An 18,469-nucleotide genomic window follows, 5' to 3' on the forward strand; every position below is an offset into this window, starting at 1 on the left:
TCTCGCATGGTACAGGGGATGTTCTGGCAAAATGAACGTCATACGGGGCATCTGGTGCGTTCTTATAGGTTCTCCGGAAGAGTTTGAAATGTTTGCGAGGGGATCCTCCGCCCATGCGGTGATAGACACAGTTAGTTCGTTGGTCAAAATCTTTTGTGAAGGAGCGGAAATGATTTCGAAGCGGAAAAAACCACGACAGCGGTCGAGCCCGCTACGTTGCCCCATGTGTGGGAATTCGCGATTGTCTGTCTCAGAAACGCGAAGCAGGCCGACGCGAATTTGGCGAACTCGCAAATGTCTGGCGTGCGGTGGAAGTTTCAAAACCTGCGAGGAATTTCGCGAATTCAAACCTGTCGATGGCGATCGACCTACATATAGTGTCCAACACTAGAATTAGTGTTTGTTTTGTTTGAGGTGTTATTCTTTGTCGGGTTGACAGGATGTAAAATTCGTGAAGGAATTTAACATTCAGGAGTCAACCGATGTTCGAGATGCAACGGCTCAGATCACGTATCAAACAGCTAAAGCCGAATTCGAATCTGGATTACATTCGGAAGCAGATCGCCGCCCGGTCCGATTTGAAGGCTGAAGTCAAACAGCTGCGTGCTGAGTTGGATATGCGAATTGCCAAGATTGAGGCCGGAGAACTTCCCGTCTACGCCAGATGGGAGCTTGAGAATCAGATCAGTTCTCGCATGAATACGATCGGCATCGACTACGAACTGAACGCGATTAACACTGCTGTGTTCATGGAAGACGCTCGTCTTCTTTGGAACGAACTTAACTACGCTGTTCGTAAGGCGAGGGAAGCATACCGAAAGGCCTCTGAAGGACTTCCGGAACTCCGAGGGAGACTTCAGACTCTCATTGCCCGCCATGAACGCTGGTTGGTCTCAGAAAGCAACATTCTTCGCAGAGGCCCCTGGATGCCGGAACACGAAAGGCCAGAAGTGCAGGCGAAGCGGGAGAAAACGGCGGCATTTGAAGCCGACAAGAAATCTCTCGAATCACAGATCGCTTCCACAGAAAAGAACGCCGATCGTCTGGCAGCTGATTGCCGTCAGGCAGAGCGACATCTGGAGGTCTTCCGGCAGTGGGTTTATACGGGGAAGATCCTGCAGCAGGATGATTTCGTGCCGAATCAGGATTCAGCTCTGAATAGCGATCTTTCGGCGTCTTCTGTCTAGTGGACAGGTCGGACACACTCCGGCAGCGGAATCTCTGTCGGTCGCCAATTCACCATAGCGGGAAATTCTCACTTCCCAGATCGCAGGTCTTATAGATGTCACAGTTTACGAGAGCGATGTCACAACTCAGTCCTGAATTACGGCATGAAGTGGAACGCATTACGCGACTCCGAGGTCGGTTTGCTGTCGCTTACCAGATGAAAAGAGAGTTGGCAGCAATCAGCGGGATTCCGCTCAATGAAACTCGAGAGCAGTTTATCCATCGGAACATGAGCGCTCTCACGACTTCCAAACTCAGAACTCCACCCGGCTCCATTCGTCCCGCTCAACTGACCGGCCAGAACCGGAAGTACGAACTCGAGTACGAATCAGCCCAGAAGAACGGCGTGCGGATGCGTTCCACTTTGCTGGAATACATCAATTCCCGCCGAATGACCGACGGGCTTACTGTTGTCACGGAAGAGGAACTCAATCCCGTTCGTCCTGGGCTTCGTTTCAAGATGCAGGGGGAAAGGAAGGCCGAGATTCTGGTATTCGGCGACATCATCGCTGACAGCACATCATCCGCTACGAACTTCCTGGCTCAGCTTCGACGATTCGATGGAGTGGATGAAGTCACCGTTCGAATCAACTCAGACGGCGGTGATCCGTATCAGGCCGTCGCGATGTACAACGCATTGCGAGAGTTCCCGGCACAAATTCGAACCGTCAATGAGGGGACGGCCGCTTCGGCAGCTTCACTGCTGTTTATGGCTGGTGATGTCCGTGTGATGCGACCGGGTTCACAACTGATGATTCACGAACCGGAAGTGGGAATAGCCGGTCGGGCTGAACAATTACGGACAGCGGCCGACGCCGTTGAGCAAACCCGCGATTCGGTCGCTGCAATCTATGCGAACCGCAGCGGGAATCACGTCCAGTCTGTTCTGGAGTGGATGAAAGTAGAAACCTACTTCAATCCGGAAGAAGCCGTTCGTCGAGGATTTGCGACCGCCGCCACGTAATCCGATCTGGAGATGACCCCATCTCCTGACTTCAAGAGAGAGAAAATACCATGCTGATCGGTCTCGACCTAGACTCAGCCGTTTATGAACACCCGGAGTTCTTCCGGCATTTCATTGCCGCGATGACAACCGCCGGCAACCGTTTCATCTGTATTTCCAATCACCTGAAAGGGGAGTGGTATGCAGAGGATGAAGATCGGCTACGGTCGCTGGGCATCAAGCCAGAACAGATTTCGCCCGAACATCTCAGACGGGATGAGGAATCGGAAGAATCCGCGAACGACTACAAAGCTCGACTCTCCACGATGTGCAGCTACGTCTTCGATGGTGACGGTGCAGCGTACCAGAAGTTGACGAAGACACCGATTCTGATCATGCCGAAACGGGAGAGTCAGCATCCCGACTTGCTCGCGATGGGACAAACAATGACCTGCACAGTGAAGGAACTGAACAGTTTGCTTTCTCGCAAATATTCCGTTCTGAAACATGCAGCAAATTTGAGAGGGAAGAAGCTGCAAATGTCACGTCAGCAGTTCATTCGCTCGGAGCGAAAGCGAATGACCGTCAAAAAGCGAGCGTGACCAAAATTTTAGTCTGAAATCACCACAAACGTACTGACTCCAATACCCAAGGAAACGACAAATGGTTACTCACTTCAAAACGACATCTCCCAGCGGCCAGCCATTGCACTGGGATTTGAATTTTACGCTGGGATCACTCCTCAAGGTTAAGAAGATCACTGGGCTGAATCTTCTCAGCCTGACAGGCACGGACGGGGAGAATCCCATCTTGCGACTTTCCAGCGATCTGCCGGCCATTCTGGAAGTGCTCCAAGTGTTCATTGCCGACCAGATGCAGGCCCGCAAAATGTCGGAAGAGGATTTCCTGGATTCGCTTCAGGATGGCGAATTCAAAGATGCGAAGGAAGCACTCTTCGCTGGCCTGATCGGCTTTTACACCGAATCCGGAATGCCGCAAGTCGCGGAAATCATTACCAAAACCCGGGAATCGATCGACCAGCTTGCGGCACAGATTCGCGATATGGACCCGAAAGTTCTCTTGCAGGGAAAGTTGGTCTAAACGATGTCGATCAACGCTGGTAGGGCGATCATTTCGCTGGCACTGGATGATTCTGGGTTCTATCAGGAACTTCAGAAAGTGACCGATAGTTTTCGGCAGAAGATCCAATCCATCGGCATTGCTGCTACCGCCACCGGAGCCACCATGACCGCTGCTCTTGTGGGAGCAGTGGTTAAGGCTCAAAACGATGCGGTCAAGCTGCGAGCGTTTGAAGCCGTCTTCCGGGATGCCACCAGCGAAGCATCGAAACTGGCCACGACGATCAGCAATGACATCGGTCGATCGATCCAGAGCATTCACAGTTCCATTGCAGTGATCGCTCAAATGGGGCTGTCGTTTGGGATGGCTCGGGGAGAAGCGGCGGAACTGGGAGCGGATGTCACCCGCATGGGAGCCGATCTGGAAACCCACTTCGGACTCAAGGCCGGGGACGGATTGCTCAAAATTCAATCCGCACTGAAAGGAAACCTGTCGGCGCTGGGGGAATTCGGCATCGCGTTGACGGAATCCGCCGTCGCTGCGGAGCTGCAGGCTCTCGGAATCCACCACGGAATCGAACAGGCGACCGAACTTCAAAAGGCGATGGCCATCGGTTCGCTGCTCTCGAAGCAGTTTGCAGCAGATGGAATTACGGGAGCGGCCGCATCCGACAAGTTCGGAGTGTCGCTGGGGAACCTCTCTTCAGCGTTCAGCAGCTTGACGAATTCCATCGGAACAACGCTTCAGCCGATTTACAACTTCGGAAAGAACATCGCGGCCCACTTCGTCGACGCCATGACGGGAATGGTGAACAGCATCACGCGATTCGCCGAGGAATGCCCGATCGTGGTTCAGGTTGTGGGAGGAATCGCGGGAGCACTCACTGCAGTGGGAGCGACACTGGCAGCAGCCACCAGTTCGTTCGCGGGATGGATTGCTTCAGCGGCCGTGGGGAAGGCCATTCAGATGGCATTCGTGGCGGTCCTGCAGCAAATCCCGATCATCGGTCCCATTGTGACCACAGTCGTAGGAGCCCTTTCAACAGCGTTCAAAATCTTGCTGGTTGGAGTGGCCGGGGTGACTGCCACAATTGGAATTGCCATTGCGGCGGTCGCTGCCATGGGAGCTGGTCTGTACTACCTGCATCAGAAAACGGGAGCACTGCAACCGTTGATGGATGGGCTCTCCGCAACCGGAAGATACTTCGCTTCCGTCTGGAGCGAAGCGGTCCTTCCCGCGTTGCAGGATGTGTACCGGTTCATGTCTGGGGCACTCTCAGCGGGACTCTCTGGACTGGGAAGCCTGGCATCGGGCACGTTGTCACTGATCGGCAAAGGAATTCTGGCACTGGAACCGATCGTGCGGTCTGTCTCAGAAGTCATGCAAACCGTATTCGTGGCTGCCATCGAAACCATTACGGGAACCGTCGTTCTGTTGTGTGAATCACTCAGTACAGCGGTCAAATGGTTCGAGAAGCTGATGGGGATGAAACCACCGGAGGGAGGCACTCCCGGAGGCTCGCCAGCACCAGCGGCAGCAGCATCGTCAGGTTCCAGCTTCTGGGGGCGTTTTTTCGGTTCATCGGGATCAAGTCACGCTGCAGAACGGGCTATTCCGGCAGAACTCCAGCGGATGGCGGACAATTTCAAAGAGACACTGAAAACGCCACAGCAGAAGTTCGAGGAGTTTGTTCAGCAGCTTAACAAGCTGGCGGAAGCGGGAACACTCGATGCGGGACAGGTGGAAGCACTCACCCGTATTGCTGCGAAAGATCGGGACACAGCGGTTCGGCTGGCTTACGAACAGTCAGAAGAAGGACAGAAGGCACTGCACATTGCCCAGTTTGGCGAGAGCCTTCGCCGGGAAACCATGACATTTGAAGAGCAGATCCGGGAGAAAATCGCCCAGATAGGCAAGGGAGTCGCGGCCGGGCTGGATGTGGGACTCGCTGAAAAGGCCATCGCGATGGAGATGGGCAAGCTGAACGACCACATCAAAAAGCAAATGGACGATGCCCGCAAAGTCACGCTGAACACGATGCAGGAGAAGTTCCAGACGCGGATGAGCATTTACAACGCGATCGGAACGGAATCCGTCCAGCGAGAATCCGATCAGGCGACGGAATCTTACATCCAGTCGCTGAAAGATGGCGGGTTCACGAAGGAAGCACAGAGCGAAGAAATCAACTATTACGGTCAGATCATCGCCCGATCACGTGCAATGCTCGATGAAGTCGATCGCGTGCGACACACGCCGGGCATGATCACACGTTCTGGTCAGGAAGCCATGTTCGGCCTGGGCGGCAACTCCATCGACCAGAAGATCCTGGAGAAAGAAGAAGAGGCAGTCAGAGAGGCTGCAAGGGGAAATGAACTTCTGGAACGATTGTTGAGAGCGGTTGAGGAGTGAGGGGGAAGTGGGGCTTTGGTTAAAGGCCAATAAGCCTGATAGTGTATTGGAACCGAATTAATCAGCTATTCGGGATACGGATACCGTCAAAACTAGCCAATACTGGCCTAAGGAGTCCCATTAATGGGTTGAGTGTAAGTTTGTGTGGCCGCTCTACCAGGACAGCGGCTCAGAAAAGATTTAAGCATTCAACGAAGGCGGATTTCGACAGAGATGAAGTAAAATCAGCTTCGCAAGTGGACCATCATTCCCGTTCATTGAACTCGCCATAACTTCACCGTAGGGCTGGTCGGGGCGAGGTGAAATTCGACACTGGAGTGGGACTCCAAAACGAGCAAGTCCCCATCTCCATATCAACCTGGAGACATGACCATTTTTATTGACGAATGGGTGTATTCGAATGAATGTGCCTATCGCCACCGCCAATAAAATCGCAACTTGCTTCGCTCTGTCTACAGGCTCAATTAACCCCCAATGAAGTTCCAATCGCGAGACTTCCTTCTTTAGGTTATTTGAGAGATTCTCCACATCCTTCAACACGTCCCAATAGAATGACCCAGGAATATTCCCAACTGCAACATCACAGGCTAGGCAAGGAAATTTATCAGAATTTTGCCGGTAGTTCCCGGCGTAATAGTCAACCGGAGTGCATTTATCAAATAGAATTCTGTGCCATCTCTTAAAGCTGTCGTCATTGACGATACAGTTTTTGGCGCAATTAAGAACGTCAGAATAAACAAGGCGATGGGCAGTCTTGTACGACTCCACCATCGCCAATGGTATTTCATCATTCCAAGCGGGACAACTATCAGTCACAGGCCCCAAGTTCATCGATTGCAAGCTCTTCTAATTGATCATCGCTGATTGATTCGTTCAACGGAACGATACTAGATGCTTGAAAATGCCGTGAAGCATCCTCTAAGACGTCGTTAATGTCAATACCTTCAGCTACAAAAAGAGACTCCAAGTCAGACTTCACTTTTTCTAAGTCAAACCCTTTGACACTGTAACTCCATGTTTGTGAACTCCAAACCGGATTTAGTCCGAACTCATAGGGGGCGAAGATACGATCGGAGGAGGTTGTAGATGACATTTGGTCAATTTCGTTTCCAAAGATTGTCGACAATTTCCAGTGCCCTTTCACGGTCAGAATTAAATTGCTTCAACTCTTTGATGATCTCAGCATGTGACAACCCTGCAGCATCGGCATGAATGTTTACGGCAATTTCCATACCGCCATTTGGCTTTTTCATTAACACAAAGTTGTACGTCTGCCGGCCAATCTCAACGGACAAGCCGCTTAATGTTCTGGTTACGTTGCCTTGAGGAAAATTCGGAAAATTGAGGAAATCGTCTATCTCAGTTCTAAGGCCGGAAGTATCAGAGACTTGAAAGGAAAAGTTCTTCCCAATTGCGTAAAGAGGAGTCTCTGGGAGTTTCTGGATAACTTTCGCAAGCGTATCGCCTAGCTGCGGATTTGGGCGAACTCCCTCAAGCTGTAGCCTGCCGGGACGAACGATCCAATTGCAATCAAAATCCTTTGAACTCAACTTGAAGCCAGGCCGACTCAAATCTGTTTCGATTTCAAAATGAGTGCCAGCTTTAAGTTCAAGGACCTCAGCCAGCCACTCGGGCTGGAAAATGTAAATATTAAATGTGCCGACAACGACACAAGTTGGATGAAGTTCTGTGAGCCAATCCGATATGTTCATCGGTCGTTTCTGTCTGACTACCGTAGGCTGCTGGGGTGGAGTACTGTCACCATCGGTCAATTGTAAGGCGTAAAGATGACATCTTCGCCTTTTTTTTGCAACTTTGCTTGTGAGGCGACCTTGCAGTATTGGTTTTTCCTGCGGGTATCTGCCGGTTATTCATTGTTCAATCTGGGCGAAAAACGACCACTTGCCTGACAGTCTGACTTTTGAGGGCAAAGATCTGTGTTGAATTGGTTGTGCATTGCGGTCGATTTGTGTTCAGGATGGGATTCTGGCTGCGTTTTGTTGAAGGATTCGACTGGTGTCACATTAACTTGACATTGTTTTCCTCCTGTTAGCGGCGTTTTCCTTCTCACTTGGCTGGGTTTTTCGGCTTGTTGCAGGCGTGCGAATGGCTGTTGGAGAGCATCAAACGGTCGCCAGCCAGCCAGTGGGACAGTTAGCTTGAACTGTCCCGAATTTGACGAAGTTAGTTGACTGTTGGAACTCGAGGTCTTTACCGCTCCCGCATCACTACCGCTTCTGGTCGCGCTGTGATTCCGTGAATGCTTTGGCTGCTCGCATGAGGTCTTCCGGATTGATATCGGCCAACGGAACTTTTGCTTCCCCGATCGTCACGTATTGTCCAGACGCAATTGCATCATTCAGAACTGTCACTCGCCGTTCTGCTAGTTTGATCATCCACTGGACGACAGAGTCGCAGCCTTCCTGCTTCGCTGCAGCGTCAAAATCTGCCCGCTGGCTTTCTGTGAAGCGAATCGTAGTAACCAATTTGGGTGAAGTCTGTTTGTTCATACCGTTCATGTTCACGATCAAGCGAATACATCGCAATTGGAATCGAATCATACAGCATCACTTGACTACAAATGAATCGTCTTGTAGCTTTTGACGTCATGGACGTGCATTTGCCTGGACGAGAGACAATAGCACGCTTAAAAATCAAATCACCGGGCATCGCTCGGACATTCACGCCTGTTTCTGACCGCTCGTCCCGGATGGAAACAGGCGTGTTCTTTTTGGCTGGCAGGAGCAGTCACGCCGGGCGGAAGAGACAGGACATGAAAAAAGCCAACCGCTTTGTTGGCGATTGGCTCAAATCTGAAACAGCTTGCCGTCAGTTTCTCAGGCGAACGGCAGGCCATCTGAAAAGGATTTTCCCATGATTAGCCACGCTCATCAAGATCTGAACGCTCCAAATTCACAAGTTTCGACATCGGGAAAGCGTATCCCCGATTTCTCCATCCCATCCGGACCATTGGCTACGCTCACTCCCCGCGAGAAGCCAGCAATGCCTGACCTGACCATCACGCCACCTGATTCCATTCGGCTAACGGTCAAGCTGGATGGAGGCGACCAACCGATTTCCCTTTCTGCCATTCCGGGATCGCTCACATCGGCAATTCAGCGGGATGATGCCACACATCTGGCCGTTTCGTTGAACCGGAAGATCCTGGCCGGTGATCGGTACTTCCAATTCTGGCACGTCGTGGCGTTCTGCAGGGGAGGCTTTTGCGTGGTTCGTCTGTTACGTCCAGATGGCTGGAATCCTCAAACGGAGTACGCGACTCCTCCGTCTGCCAACTGCGGATTGATGAATATGGAGGTCCGAATCGAAGTGAACCGCTTCAACCAGATGCAGCTCAAACTTCCTTCAGTCAATCACTGGCAGATCATCATCAAGCCGCTGGAGTATCCGAAGGTTGCGAACTGCAAGGAACTGACCGAGAAGGAAGCGGACGTTGTCCTCGCCGTTGTGGAGTCGCTGGGGATTCCGCTCAACGTCCAGAGAATGCGTAACAGTGAATTGCGACTTCAAATTCCGGAAAAGGGTGCCGGGATGCTCAATCGACTTGGCTGGAACACGGATCGGGGTTCGGCGAAATCGCTCGCCCAGCAGCTGCATCTGATGGCGTCTCGCTTCCAGACTGCCGGCGAGCTGGTAGACGCGTTCTGCCGGCAAGACCCGACGCTGTAGCCGTTCCATTCGTCACGTTCTTTTCTCTCATGCAGTCCCGGTCATCTGGCCGGTGTCCGGGGCTCTCTTTTCGATCGAATCACACTCACTGAGGAGTTGCTTCTATGGTCACGTCTATCAAGGCCCGGAATTCGAGTCCTTCAGCAAAAAAGGTTCCCGATTCCTTTCCTGCCGAGGATCAATACACCTATCAAGACGCTGTTCCAGATTTCCTTTTGTTCGCATCGCTCGGTCTCCGCCGAACGATCCAGAAAGCACGATGGGAAGCACTGACGAAATCCCAGCAACGTTACGTTCACGAGAGTCTGGCCAGTCGGGAAATCGTCCTGGTGGAAAAGCGAAATGAACTGCTCACCATGCATCGGGAGGTCTTAGAAGCCCGTCCGGTGATTGGTGCGGCAGAACCCGTCTCGTACTGCTTCGGGTCCAATCTTGACGATGTCCGATTCGGGACACATTGCGATATCACGTTCGCGGTTGTTAACGCCAACTCAAGAGAGCATGCCCGCGAAAAGCTCAAAGAGTTCTTGGACGATCTGAAATCGATGGATGTTGATGTCATTTAGCGGCGTGTCGCTGCCGGCCATTGAGGTAAAAACTTCGCTCCGGGCGACGTTTTGTTCAGTGGTAGCACATGGGTAGCACAGGCTCAGAAAAAGAAAAAACCGCTTCGTTGCAGTCGATGTAAGTCGTTGCTGCGAAGCGGTTTGCTGAGTTGCCCGACAAGGATTCGAACCTTGACTAAAAGAATCAGAATCTTTCGTGCTACCGTTACACCATCAGGCATTCGCACAGACTCGCTGTGACTGGCAGGTATGCTATTCGCTTTCGAAAGTTGTGCCAAGTCAGATTCCCCTGAATTTGAGGAAACACCTTCCCTTCTGGATACTGCCTGAACATCCTTATAGAATCTCTCGTTCAGGTTTATTTTGATAGTGTTTAGAGAAAAGAAGGTGGGAGTCGTGGCGGAGAAGCAGGAATCGCAAGTGAATCCGGTCGACCAGCCCCGCATCGAACGGGCCGTCCGAGAAATTTTGGCAGCGATTGGCGAAGATCCTGATCGTGAAGGGCTTCTCGAGACACCAGCCCGTGTCGCCCGCATGTACGCAGAATTATTTAGTGGGCTCCACTCTGATCCTGCTCGTCATCTTCAAAAGACGTTCGAAGAGAATTACGACGAACTCGTGCTGATCAGGGATATTTCCTTTAACAGCATGTGCGAGCATCATTTACTGCCGTTTATCGGCGTTGCTCATGTCGGCTATATCCCGAAAGGGAACGTGGTCGGGATCAGTAAACTTGCTCGAATCGTTGAAGAGATTTCCCACCGTCCTCAGGTTCAGGAGCGAATGACTCAGCAAGTTGCTGACTTGTTGGTTCAAGAGCTTGATCCGAAGGGGGCGATCGTCGTCATCGAGGCTGAGCATTCCTGCATGAATATCCGCGGAATTCGGAAGCCTGGTGCGATGACCATCACCAGTGCTGTTCGCGGATTGTTTCGGAAAAACGAGTCGAGTCGCTCTGAGGCGATGTCATTGATCTACGGGAAGCGATAGTCCGAGAAGTTGGCGATCGTCTCACAGTTCTGTCCACGTGTGTCAAAGGGGGAATGATGCGATCGGTTTCTCTGAGCGTTCAGGACTTGTAAGTGGAGACGCTGGCGTTGATGATCGTTTTGAGACGACTGAACATGACGGCATGAGGACTCATGGAGAGGGCTTCCTGAAATTCTACTGGCAGCGGTGAACTGATTCACATTGGACGAACAACAGCAGCGGATTTCGGATGACCTTGCGGGACTCTTTACAGGAGAGTTTCGATTCGATGATGTTGCGCGCGAACTCTATTCGACTGATGCGAGTGTCTATCAGATTCGTCCGCTGGGGGTCGCCTTCCCGAAGCATCCAAATGATGTTGTGATTCTCGCTCAGTACGCGAAAGAGAACTCGATCCCCCTGATTCCTCGCGGTGCAGGTTCCGGGCTGGCTGGTGGAGCCATCGGGGACGGGCTTGTTGTTGATTTCTCCAGGCATCTCACTCAGATCGAAAAGATCGAGGGAGATACCGTGCGGGTGCAGGCGGGAGTTGTTCGCAATCAATTGAATCGTACCTTGAAGCCATACGGGCGATATTTTGCTCCCGACCCGTCCAGCACTGCTGTCACAACTGTTGGTGGAATGCTGGCTGTCGATGCTGCAGGTTCACATGCTGTTCGCGTTGGTTCGACACGAGACCATGTGGAGAGCATTCAGACGGTGCTCGCTGACGGGATGTTGTTCGAAGCGGGAGTTCATTCGATCTCCTCCAGTCTGCAACTCGATGAACGGGTTCAGGAATTGCAGGGTCGGCTCGTTCAGATTCTGAAATCAAATTACAAGTTGATTGAAGATCGGCAGCCTCTCATTCAGAGGAATACTTCCGGGTACTTCCTGCGATCAGTGCTTCAGAACGAGAAGCTCTTCTTGCCCCGCTTGCTAGTGGGGTCAGAGGGGACACTTGGATTGTTTACCGCTGCAACATTACACACTTCGCCGATTCCGGATCAGCGAGCAGCGACACTGGTTCTGTTTCGAGATTTGGAAACGGCTCTGGAAGCCGTGCAGGCTGTGAGCCAACGTGAGCCGAGTGCTTGCGATTTGCTGGATCGAAGACTTCTTTCTTTGGGGCGAGACTCCAATCCGCGATTTGCGGATCTCATCCCTGCGAGTGCCGAAGCCGCCTTGTTGATTGAGTTCACTGGATTCGGAAGCTCTCCGATGACCGGTCGACTGAAAGATGCGATTCGAGCAATTCATGAAGTCGATCCTTCTGCTTATGTCGCTGCAGAGGCGGTTACTCCAGAATCCGTTGACTTTTTGTGGTCGTTGCCGAGTCAGGTCGTGCCGCTGTTGAATCAGTTGCGGGGGGAGACTCGACCGATTCCGCTTGTGGAGGATATCGCTGTCCCTCCACCGATCCTCAGAGAATTTCTGCTTCGATCGCAGCGAGTATTTCAAAAACACTGTATTACTGCGTCGTTGTATGCTCACGCTGCGTCGGGGCAAGTGCATTTTCGCCCGTTCATGAATACCCCGGGTCCCGGTAATGCAACATTGATCGAATCGCTGGCGAGAGAACTCTATGAAGTCGCAATCTCCTGCGGCGGAACTGTGAGCGGGGAACATGGAAACGGGCTGTCGCGGACAGCGTTTATTCGATCGCAGTACGGTCCACTGTATCGCGTATTTCAGCAGATCAAAGATCTCTTCGATCCCGATCAACAACTGAATCCTGGGAAGATCATCAGTAATGATCCTCATCTGACCGTTCGCAATTTTCGCACCCCCGTGAATCCTGCTCAGGAATTGAATCCTCTCGTTCCGTTGCAGTTGAGGTGGGGGCCGGGAGAAATGGCGGATACAACGCTGCGGTGTAATGGCTGTGGCGACTGTCGCGTGAATAGCGAGCAGTTACGCATGTGCCCGTTCTTCCACGAGGATTCAATTGAAGATGCGAGTCCGCGTGGCAAGGCGAATTTGATGCGGTCTGTCGCCAGTGGAAAGCTCGACCTGAAACAGTTCTCGGTCGAGCAGGCAAAGGATCTGGCGGATCGGTGTTTCAATTGCAAGCAGTGTCACATCGAGTGTCCATCGGAAGTGAATGTTCCTGCGTTGGCGATCGAAGCCAAGGCTCAATGCGTGGCTGCAAACGGCTTGTCTCGAGCAGACTTTTTGTTATCCCGAGCCCATTCTTTTGGGCGCCTGGGAAGTCGCTTTCCGCGTGTCGCGAACTGGGCGATCGGGAATCAGCGGGTTCGCTGGCTCATTGAGAAAATCCTGGGGATCTCGCGAGAACGCAAACTTCCGAAGTTTTCTCGCGGTCAGTTTCTGTCGACGGTGCATGATTCTTCTTCGCTGGCGGAACGGGCAGACGCTGTTTACTTCGTCGATCACTTTGTGAATTACCACGATCACATTCTTGGGCGAGCGTTTTTGCGGGTAATGCAACATCACGGACTGTCGGTCACAGTGCCTCGCCAACAGGTTGCATCTGGGATGGCGATGATTTCCGCTGGCGATTTGGATGCCGCGAGAGAATTGGCCGAGATCAACGTCAATCTCCTCGCTGAGCATGCCCGTGAAGGGAAACCGATTATCTGTACAGAACCGACGGCGGTTGTCTGTCTGAAATACGAGTATCCGCGTCTGATAGATCACCCGGATGTCGACGTTGTGGCTCGTCAGGTCATCGAAGCAGGTGCCTATCTGAAGTCGTTGCATGCCGAGAAAAAATTGAAGAAAGACTTTGCCCCGGTTCCGATTGAATTGGGCTACCACACTCCCTGTCATGTTCGATATTTGAGCCAGCACAGTCCATTTGCCGACTTGATGGAACTGATTCCGGAACTGACCCTGACGAGGATTGAAAAGGGGTGCTCTGGTATGGCGGGGGCGTTTGGTCTCACAGCGAAAAATTTCAATCGATCACTCGCAATGGGGGCAGGGCTGATCGAGGAGATGTCGAAACCAAAGTTTCGGGCGGGCCTGACCGAGTGCAGCAGTTGTCAGATGCAAATGTCGCAATCCTCCGCCGTTCCAACGCTTCATCCGTTGAAGATTATGGCGATTTCCTATGGGTTGATGCCGGAATTGCAGCAGCAGATGGGAGCATTGAAAAGAAAGCAGGCACCGTGAAGTCCCGATTCAACGTCATGCTCTTTGCGAGAGCACGTGATCTGTGCGGAACATCAACTGTTACCGTGGAATTGGCCGATGGCGCGACTGTTGAGGTACTTCTCAACACGTTGGGCGAACAGTATCCGGTGCTTAGACCGCTGTTGCCGACATTGATGGTCGCGGTCAATGAGAATTATGCATCACCGGATCAAGTGCTTGATCCCTCCTCGTCGATTGCCTGCTTTCCTCCCGTGAGCGGCGGCTGAAGCCAGTTTGGGGGGCATTGACGACATTCTCGAAGCATTCCGCGTCAGAATCTGCCTCGACTCGCTTGTCGAACGTTCTCTTTTGCAAAAGAGTTTGGAAAATCTGAAATGCGGGCTGATCAGCGAGTGAGCGATTCGGGTGTTGGGTGCTAACATAGAACCGTCTGAGGACATGATCGTACGCGATGATGTGACAGGCTCGATCGGATTCTCCCTGAGACGTTCGAAACGATTACGAAACAAATTTGCGCCGATTTCCCATTGAACATGTACCACCTCAACTATCAGCCAAGACGTCGCTATCTTACTCGCTTCAACCCGAAGCGAATTCCGCATGTCTTCACTGATGTGCTTGTGATCGGGACAGGCATTGCCGGGATCAAAGCCGCGCTCGAAATCGATCCTCGCCTGAGGGTTGTAATCATCACGAAGGATCAAGTCAGCCTTTCGAATAGTGCGTGGGCGCAAGGTGGAATCGCTGGAGTTTTGGATCCCGCTGACAACATCGAGAACCACGCTGAAGACACGATGACAGCCGGGGCGGGGCTCTGTGATGAGCAGATTGTCCGAAAAGTCGTGGAAGCTGCTCCGGGGCTGATTCGTGAGCTTGCTGCGCTAGGCGCCCGATTTGACCAGAAAGATGGGCACATCGCACTGACGACAGAAGGCGGGCATAGCCACGCCCGCGTTGCCCATGCCCTGGGTGATGCCACAGGCAAAGAGATCATGAGAGCCATGATCGATACTGTGCGCGGAGCCAGTTGGACAGAGATCTGGGAAAAGACCTTCACAATTGATCTCCTGACTGATGAACAGCAGTCCTGCCGTGGGGCGCTTGTCTGGAACGCTCATCATGGACGCACCTTCGTCTGGGCGAAACAGACGATTCTCGCGACAGGTGGCGCCGGGCGACTCTACCGCGAGACCACCAATCCCATCATCGCAACCGCAGACGGTCACGCGATCGCCTATCGTGCCGGGGCTGAGCTGCGCGATATGGAAATGATGCAGTTTCATCCGACTGTCCTGTACATCGCAGGAAGTAGCCGACACCTGATTTCGGAAGCTGCCCGTGGCGAAGGGGGCCGGTTAGTCGATGTCACAGGTTATGAGTTCATGCAGGACTACGACCCGCGCAAAGAGCTTGCTCCTCGCGATATTGTGAGCCGTGCAATTACCGATCAGATGGAGAAAACTCGGCACTCCTGTGTGTATCTCGACCTAACACATCTGGATCCGTCACACGTCCGCGAGCGGTTCCCGCATATCAACAAAGTCTGCAATGAATTCGGGCTTGATCTGACTCGTGATCGAATTCCGGTGCGTCCCGGGGCTCACTACATGATTGGTGGGCTCAAAGTGGACGAGATTGGGCAGACAACGCTTCCGGGGCTTTGGGCTGCCGGTGAAGTCACCTCAACCGGATTACATGGTGCCAATCGTCTCGCCAGTAACAGCCTGCTGGAAGGTTTGTACTTCGGAGCGACGGCCGGAAAAGGGGCGAGTGAGGCTGCGCTGCAGATTCCCGACCGGTTTGTCGTCCCGAACGTTCAGTCGGAATGGCAAGCATTTCTTCCTGAGAAGGACGATTTGAATCTCACCGACCTGCAGAATTCCCTCAGCTCCATTATGTGGAGAAATGTCGGTATTCGTCGGGACGAGGCTGGTTTGGCGGACGCTGCAACGCAAGTCGATTTCTGGGATCGCTTCGTATCCAAACGGGAGTTCGACTCGGTCACCGGTTGGGAACTCCAGAATATGTTGCTGGTCGCGAAGTTGATTATCGACTCCGCAAGAGCACGCACTGAAAGCCGCGGAGTTCATTTTAGAAGCGATTTCCCTGAGGTGAACCCTGCAATGGCTTCGCACGTCACAATCTGCAATGACAACCTTGTGGCGACCGCGGGCGTGTAGCGTTTTCAGTTTGGTTCGGCACAGAATTCACCGTGGTCGTCACATGACGTGTCGCGAAACGCTGTTGAACAAGCTGTTGAACACAGTGCGGGCACACAGAAGGCTTTCACTCTGTGCTCGATGCCTAAGCGCCGCCTTGTTCATGGACCCGTATCAACCGCCACCGACGAGTGTGACGATCTCAATTTCGTCGCCCTCGCGGAGAGTGCATGTTGCGTGGGATTGTCTTGGGATCAGAACTTGATTGCGCTCGACCGCCAGAAACCGGGGGTCGAGTTCGAGTTCTTCAAGAAGGCCTGTCACTGTCGTCCCGGTGGCGACTTTCCGGGATTCGCCATTGACGAAGATCTGCACACTTTTCTCCCTGCCGTTAAAACTGATTCCGATTCAAACGCGTTTCCAGCGTTGAGGGAAACGTGTTGTCGACTGACAACGTGATTTTCTGGACAAGCCAGCACGTGGCGTTTGTCAACACGTTGTGATTTGGATGTGGCCACTGACGCTGAACAAGAATGATAACCCTTCGGATGAGAGATGGCAGCCTTACCAGGGGAGTGATCCGGATTTCTGTCTAACATTCAATATTTTCTGCGGCGACAAGCAGGCAAGAATCGAATCCGCCGATTTGTTCGTTGTTTCTGCGGAAGAATGCGCTACCTCAACGACCGGGGGACGCGTCTGGAGAAGTGGTAATCTCGGTGGGGCGATTGAATCCGGAAAATCCTGGCTGGAATGTGGATGAAACTGCTGTCTCCCGGAAAGACGCGATAGAATGGACATTTCAGTCGCCTTCCATCCTCTGCAAGAAAGGTCTTCGCAATGTCTGACCTCCCCCTGATTGGTAAACGAATTCTGTGTTTCGTCGGAGACATCTACGAGGATCTGGAACTGTGGTATCCAAAGTTGCGTCTGGAAGAAGCAGGAGCCCACGTGACGCTTGCCGGCCCGGAAGAAGGAGTCGTCTACACCGGGAAGCTCGGTTACCCGTGTCAGTCCGACGCTGCGATCCGTGATATGGAATCGACAGACTTTCATGGAGTGCTTTGTCCGGGAGGCTTCATGCCCGACAAACTCCGACGTGATCAGCATGTTCTCAATCTCGTTCGCGAATTCGATGAACAGGCCAAGTTGATCGCGGCTATCTGCCATGGTGGATGGATCCCGATCTCCGCGAGGGTTTATGGAGGCGTTCGCGTGACCGGGTCTCCAGGGATCAAGGACGATTTGGAGAACGCCGGAGCAATTTTTGAAAATGCTCCCGTTGTGGTTGATCGACACTTCATCAGCAGTCGCAAGCCTGATGACCTCCCAGCCTTCATGCGAGAGATCATCCAGTTTCTGATCGAACGCATTTAGTGGAGTCTGATCGTCTTGTCAGATTGAACGTCATCACGAATCGGGTTCGCTTGATCTCGGGGCGTGGTTCAGCGAATTTCGCCGGTCGCAGAGATGAAGTCGCAGGCCATCTTTTAAAGTTGCCGCACTCAGCGTAGAGAACTGCGTCACGTTCTGTGAATTGCCCTATCTCGTCGATGCCACTGCCTTAGGAATCACGGGCGTGATGTCATTTTACTGCAATGACTCCGATAGCTAGTTGTTTCAAAGTCTGTGCATGTGTCTGCTTCAGCCAATTTTCGACGAAGCGGTCTACCCGGTGCTCGTCAAATGTGGGATAACACGCGAAGACGATTTTCTACAGCTACTTCAACGAAGTCTGTTGGAGATGAATCTGTTCAACGTGATTAACTCGGATTGAGAATCAAATCTGTTCTCTGCATCGCAGTTTCATTTTGAGCGGGCGAATTACGAGCGACGGAATTATGATCCAGTTGGTTTATACGAGTATCGCCAGGGCTCCATTGTCGGGTGTTGAACTTTCCCGACTGCTTCTGAAGTCGCGAGCCAATAACGAGATCTCCGGTGTATCAGGGTTACTGCTTCTGCGTTCTGAAGGCTTCCTGCATTTGCTGGACGGCGAAGAATCAGATGTCGAACAGACATTCACCCGAATTGCAGCAGATCCGTTACATTGCGGAATCCAGATTGTTCGACGTGCTTACGTCCCCGCAGCGACATTTCCTGAATGGAGCCTCGGATTTTCCGATCTCAATAAGTGTCGCATGGAGATGCCAGCAGAACTCTTGAATTTTTTCAGTAAGAAAGGACGTCCCTCCCGACAGGCGGGGGAGATCGCACTTCAGTTCATGAAAGAGTTCCGGTACGGACAGCTGCGCCGACAAGTTGACGTCGGTTACTCGCCCGTCATTGCTCGTTAGGTGGTTTCG

At 52.4% G+C, this 18,469-nt stretch carries 21 protein-coding genes and 1 tRNA gene; 16 read left to right on the forward strand and 6 right to left on the reverse strand.

Annotated features, from left to right (window positions below; translation table 11 throughout):
- Positions 1–223 precede the first annotated feature (223 nt).
- From SH668x_RS05120 to SH668x_RS05145, 6 genes are all read left to right on the forward strand, one after another.
- Positions 224–391, forward strand: a complete 168-nt coding sequence (locus SH668x_RS05120) for a hypothetical protein (RefSeq protein ID WP_437188516.1) — start codon at positions 224–226, stop codon at positions 389–391.
- Positions 392–482: 91 nt separating this feature from the next.
- Positions 483–1,187: a hypothetical protein gene (locus SH668x_RS05125; RefSeq protein ID WP_437187620.1), complete on the forward strand. Its 705-nt coding sequence runs from the start codon at positions 483–485 to the stop codon at positions 1,185–1,187.
- Positions 1,188–1,282: 95 nt separating this feature from the next.
- Positions 1,283–2,191, forward strand: coding sequence for a head maturation protease, ClpP-related (locus SH668x_RS05130; RefSeq protein ID WP_437187621.1), 909 nt, complete (start codon positions 1,283–1,285; stop codon positions 2,189–2,191).
- Between the two features lie 50 nt (positions 2,192–2,241).
- Positions 2,242–2,772, forward strand: a complete 531-nt coding sequence (locus SH668x_RS05135; protein WP_437187622.1) for a hypothetical protein — start codon at positions 2,242–2,244, stop codon at positions 2,770–2,772.
- Positions 2,773–2,833: 61 nt separating this feature from the next.
- Positions 2,834–3,271 carry a hypothetical protein gene (locus SH668x_RS05140; RefSeq protein WP_437187623.1) on the forward strand — a complete coding sequence of 146 codons (438 nt, stop codon included), beginning with the start codon at positions 2,834–2,836 and terminating at the stop codon, positions 3,269–3,271.
- Positions 3,272–3,274: 3 nt separating this feature from the next.
- On the forward strand, positions 3,275–5,659 hold the full coding sequence (locus SH668x_RS05145; RefSeq protein WP_437187624.1) for a hypothetical protein: 2,385 nt from the start codon (positions 3,275–3,277) through the stop codon (positions 5,657–5,659).
- A gap of 180 nt (positions 5,660–5,839) precedes the next feature.
- Here SH668x_RS05145 and SH668x_RS05150 read toward each other — a convergent pair whose 3' ends face one another.
- The 4 genes from SH668x_RS05150 to SH668x_RS05165 form a co-directional block, all read right to left on the reverse strand.
- Positions 5,840–6,490, reverse strand: coding sequence for a Fic family protein (locus tag SH668x_RS05150; RefSeq protein WP_437187625.1), 651 nt, complete (start codon positions 6,488–6,490; stop codon positions 5,840–5,842).
- Positions 6,468–6,752, reverse strand: coding sequence for a hypothetical protein (locus SH668x_RS05155; protein ID WP_437187626.1), 285 nt, complete (start codon positions 6,750–6,752; stop codon positions 6,468–6,470). The genes SH668x_RS05150 and SH668x_RS05155 overlap by 23 nt, the downstream gene beginning before the upstream one ends.
- A gap of 4 nt (positions 6,753–6,756) precedes the next feature.
- Positions 6,757–7,371 (reverse strand): hypothetical protein, encoded by a 615-nt coding sequence (locus tag SH668x_RS05160; protein WP_437187627.1) that lies wholly within the window; start codon positions 7,369–7,371, stop codon positions 6,757–6,759.
- A gap of 516 nt (positions 7,372–7,887) precedes the next feature.
- Entirely contained in the window at positions 7,888–8,178 is a 291-nt protein-coding gene (locus SH668x_RS05165) for a hypothetical protein (protein WP_437187628.1), read from the reverse strand.
- A 62-nt stretch (positions 8,179–8,240) separates the two neighbouring features.
- On the opposite strand from SH668x_RS05165, the gene SH668x_RS05170 reads away from it, so the two are divergent.
- From SH668x_RS05170 to SH668x_RS05180, 3 genes are all read left to right on the forward strand, one after another.
- Positions 8,241–8,537 (forward strand): hypothetical protein, encoded by a 297-nt coding sequence (locus tag SH668x_RS05170; protein WP_437187629.1) that lies wholly within the window; start codon positions 8,241–8,243, stop codon positions 8,535–8,537.
- A complete protein-coding gene (locus SH668x_RS05175) occupies positions 8,534–9,349 on the forward strand; it encodes a hypothetical protein (RefSeq protein ID WP_437187630.1) in 816 nt (271 codons plus the stop codon). Before SH668x_RS05170 ends, SH668x_RS05175 begins: the two co-directional genes overlap by 4 nt.
- A gap of 104 nt (positions 9,350–9,453) precedes the next feature.
- Positions 9,454–9,915: a hypothetical protein gene (locus tag SH668x_RS05180; protein WP_437187631.1), complete on the forward strand. Its 462-nt coding sequence runs from the start codon at positions 9,454–9,456 to the stop codon at positions 9,913–9,915.
- Positions 9,916–10,064: 149 nt separating this feature from the next.
- Here the strand turns inward: SH668x_RS05180 and SH668x_RS05185 are convergent.
- A tRNA-Gln gene (locus tag SH668x_RS05185) sits at positions 10,065–10,135 on the reverse strand.
- A gap of 149 nt (positions 10,136–10,284) precedes the next feature.
- Here SH668x_RS05185 and folE point away from each other — a divergent pair.
- The 4 genes from folE to nadB all read left to right on the forward strand — a co-directional run bounded on the left by folE (position 10,285) and on the right by nadB (position 16,184).
- Entirely contained in the window at positions 10,285–10,905 is a 621-nt protein-coding gene (gene folE / locus SH668x_RS05190; RefSeq protein WP_437187632.1) for a GTP cyclohydrolase I FolE, read from the forward strand.
- Positions 10,906–11,106: 201 nt separating this feature from the next.
- Complete coding sequence (locus tag SH668x_RS05195; RefSeq protein WP_437187633.1) at positions 11,107–14,022, forward strand: FAD-binding and (Fe-S)-binding domain-containing protein; 2,916 nt, start codon at positions 11,107–11,109, stop codon at positions 14,020–14,022.
- Entirely contained in the window at positions 14,019–14,270 is a 252-nt protein-coding gene (locus SH668x_RS05200; protein ID WP_437187634.1) for a MoaD/ThiS family protein, read from the forward strand. Before SH668x_RS05195 ends, SH668x_RS05200 begins: the two co-directional genes overlap by 4 nt.
- 267 nt (positions 14,271–14,537) lie before the next feature.
- Positions 14,538–16,184, forward strand: a complete 1,647-nt coding sequence (gene nadB / locus SH668x_RS05205; protein ID WP_437187635.1) for an L-aspartate oxidase — start codon at positions 14,538–14,540, stop codon at positions 16,182–16,184.
- Between the two features lie 153 nt (positions 16,185–16,337).
- Here the strand turns inward: nadB and thiS are convergent, their stop codons facing one another.
- Positions 16,338–16,538 (reverse strand): sulfur carrier protein ThiS, encoded by a 201-nt coding sequence (thiS, locus tag SH668x_RS05210; protein ID WP_437187636.1) that lies wholly within the window; start codon positions 16,536–16,538, stop codon positions 16,338–16,340.
- A gap of 133 nt (positions 16,539–16,671) precedes the next feature.
- Here thiS and SH668x_RS05215 point away from each other — a divergent pair, with 133 nt between their 5' ends.
- The 3 genes from SH668x_RS05215 (at position 16,672) to SH668x_RS05225 (ending at position 18,460) form a co-directional block, all read left to right on the forward strand.
- The gene (locus SH668x_RS05215) at positions 16,672–16,926 is read left to right on the forward strand and encodes a hypothetical protein (RefSeq protein WP_437187637.1); all 255 of its coding nucleotides are present in this window, start codon (positions 16,672–16,674) and stop codon (positions 16,924–16,926) included.
- Between the two features lie 77 nt (positions 16,927–17,003).
- Positions 17,004–17,540: a type 1 glutamine amidotransferase domain-containing protein gene (locus SH668x_RS05220; RefSeq protein WP_437187638.1), complete on the forward strand. Its 537-nt coding sequence runs from the start codon at positions 17,004–17,006 to the stop codon at positions 17,538–17,540.
- Between the two features lie 464 nt (positions 17,541–18,004).
- Positions 18,005–18,460 (forward strand): BLUF domain-containing protein, encoded by a 456-nt coding sequence (locus tag SH668x_RS05225; protein WP_437187639.1) that lies wholly within the window; start codon positions 18,005–18,007, stop codon positions 18,458–18,460.
- Positions 18,461–18,469 lie beyond the last annotated feature (9 nt).

The sequence above is a fragment of the Planctomicrobium mucosum genome (genome assembly GCF_051466335.1).
Taxonomy (GTDB): Bacteria; Planctomycetota; Planctomycetia; order Planctomycetales; family Planctomycetaceae; genus Planctomicrobium.

Bases quoted from the DNA above. Each gene is read 5' to 3' on its own strand.
- SH668x_RS05120 (WP_437188516.1), top strand. From the start codon at position 224: ATGTGTGGGAATTCGCGATTGTCTGTCTCAGAAACGCGAAGCAGGCCG.
- SH668x_RS05125 (WP_437187620.1), top strand. From the start codon at position 483: ATGTTCGAGATGCAACGGCTCAGATCACGTATCAAACAGCTAAAGCCG.
- SH668x_RS05130 (WP_437187621.1), top strand. From the start codon at position 1,283: ATGTCACAGTTTACGAGAGCGATGTCACAACTCAGTCCTGAATTACGG.
- SH668x_RS05135 (WP_437187622.1), top strand. From the start codon at position 2,242: ATGCTGATCGGTCTCGACCTAGACTCAGCCGTTTATGAACACCCGGAG.
- SH668x_RS05140 (WP_437187623.1), top strand. From the start codon at position 2,834: ATGGTTACTCACTTCAAAACGACATCTCCCAGCGGCCAGCCATTGCAC.
- SH668x_RS05145 (WP_437187624.1), top strand. From the start codon at position 3,275: ATGTCGATCAACGCTGGTAGGGCGATCATTTCGCTGGCACTGGATGAT.
- SH668x_RS05150 (WP_437187625.1), bottom strand. From the start codon at position 6,490: ATGAACTTGGGGCCTGTGACTGATAGTTGTCCCGCTTGGAATGATGAA.
- SH668x_RS05155 (WP_437187626.1), bottom strand. From the start codon at position 6,752: ATGTCATCTACAACCTCCTCCGATCGTATCTTCGCCCCCTATGAGTTC.
- SH668x_RS05160 (WP_437187627.1), bottom strand. From the start codon at position 7,371: ATGAACATATCGGATTGGCTCACAGAACTTCATCCAACTTGTGTCGTT.
- SH668x_RS05165 (WP_437187628.1), bottom strand. From the start codon at position 8,178: ATGAACGGTATGAACAAACAGACTTCACCCAAATTGGTTACTACGATT.
- SH668x_RS05170 (WP_437187629.1), top strand. From the start codon at position 8,241: ATGAATCGTCTTGTAGCTTTTGACGTCATGGACGTGCATTTGCCTGGA.
- SH668x_RS05175 (WP_437187630.1), top strand. From the start codon at position 8,534: ATGATTAGCCACGCTCATCAAGATCTGAACGCTCCAAATTCACAAGTT.
- SH668x_RS05180 (WP_437187631.1), top strand. From the start codon at position 9,454: ATGGTCACGTCTATCAAGGCCCGGAATTCGAGTCCTTCAGCAAAAAAG.
- nadB (WP_437187635.1), top strand. From the start codon at position 14,538: ATGTACCACCTCAACTATCAGCCAAGACGTCGCTATCTTACTCGCTTC.
- SH668x_RS05215 (WP_437187637.1), top strand. From the start codon at position 16,672: ATGTGGCCACTGACGCTGAACAAGAATGATAACCCTTCGGATGAGAGA.
- SH668x_RS05220 (WP_437187638.1), top strand. From the start codon at position 17,004: ATGTCTGACCTCCCCCTGATTGGTAAACGAATTCTGTGTTTCGTCGGA.
- SH668x_RS05225 (WP_437187639.1), top strand. From the start codon at position 18,005: ATGATCCAGTTGGTTTATACGAGTATCGCCAGGGCTCCATTGTCGGGT.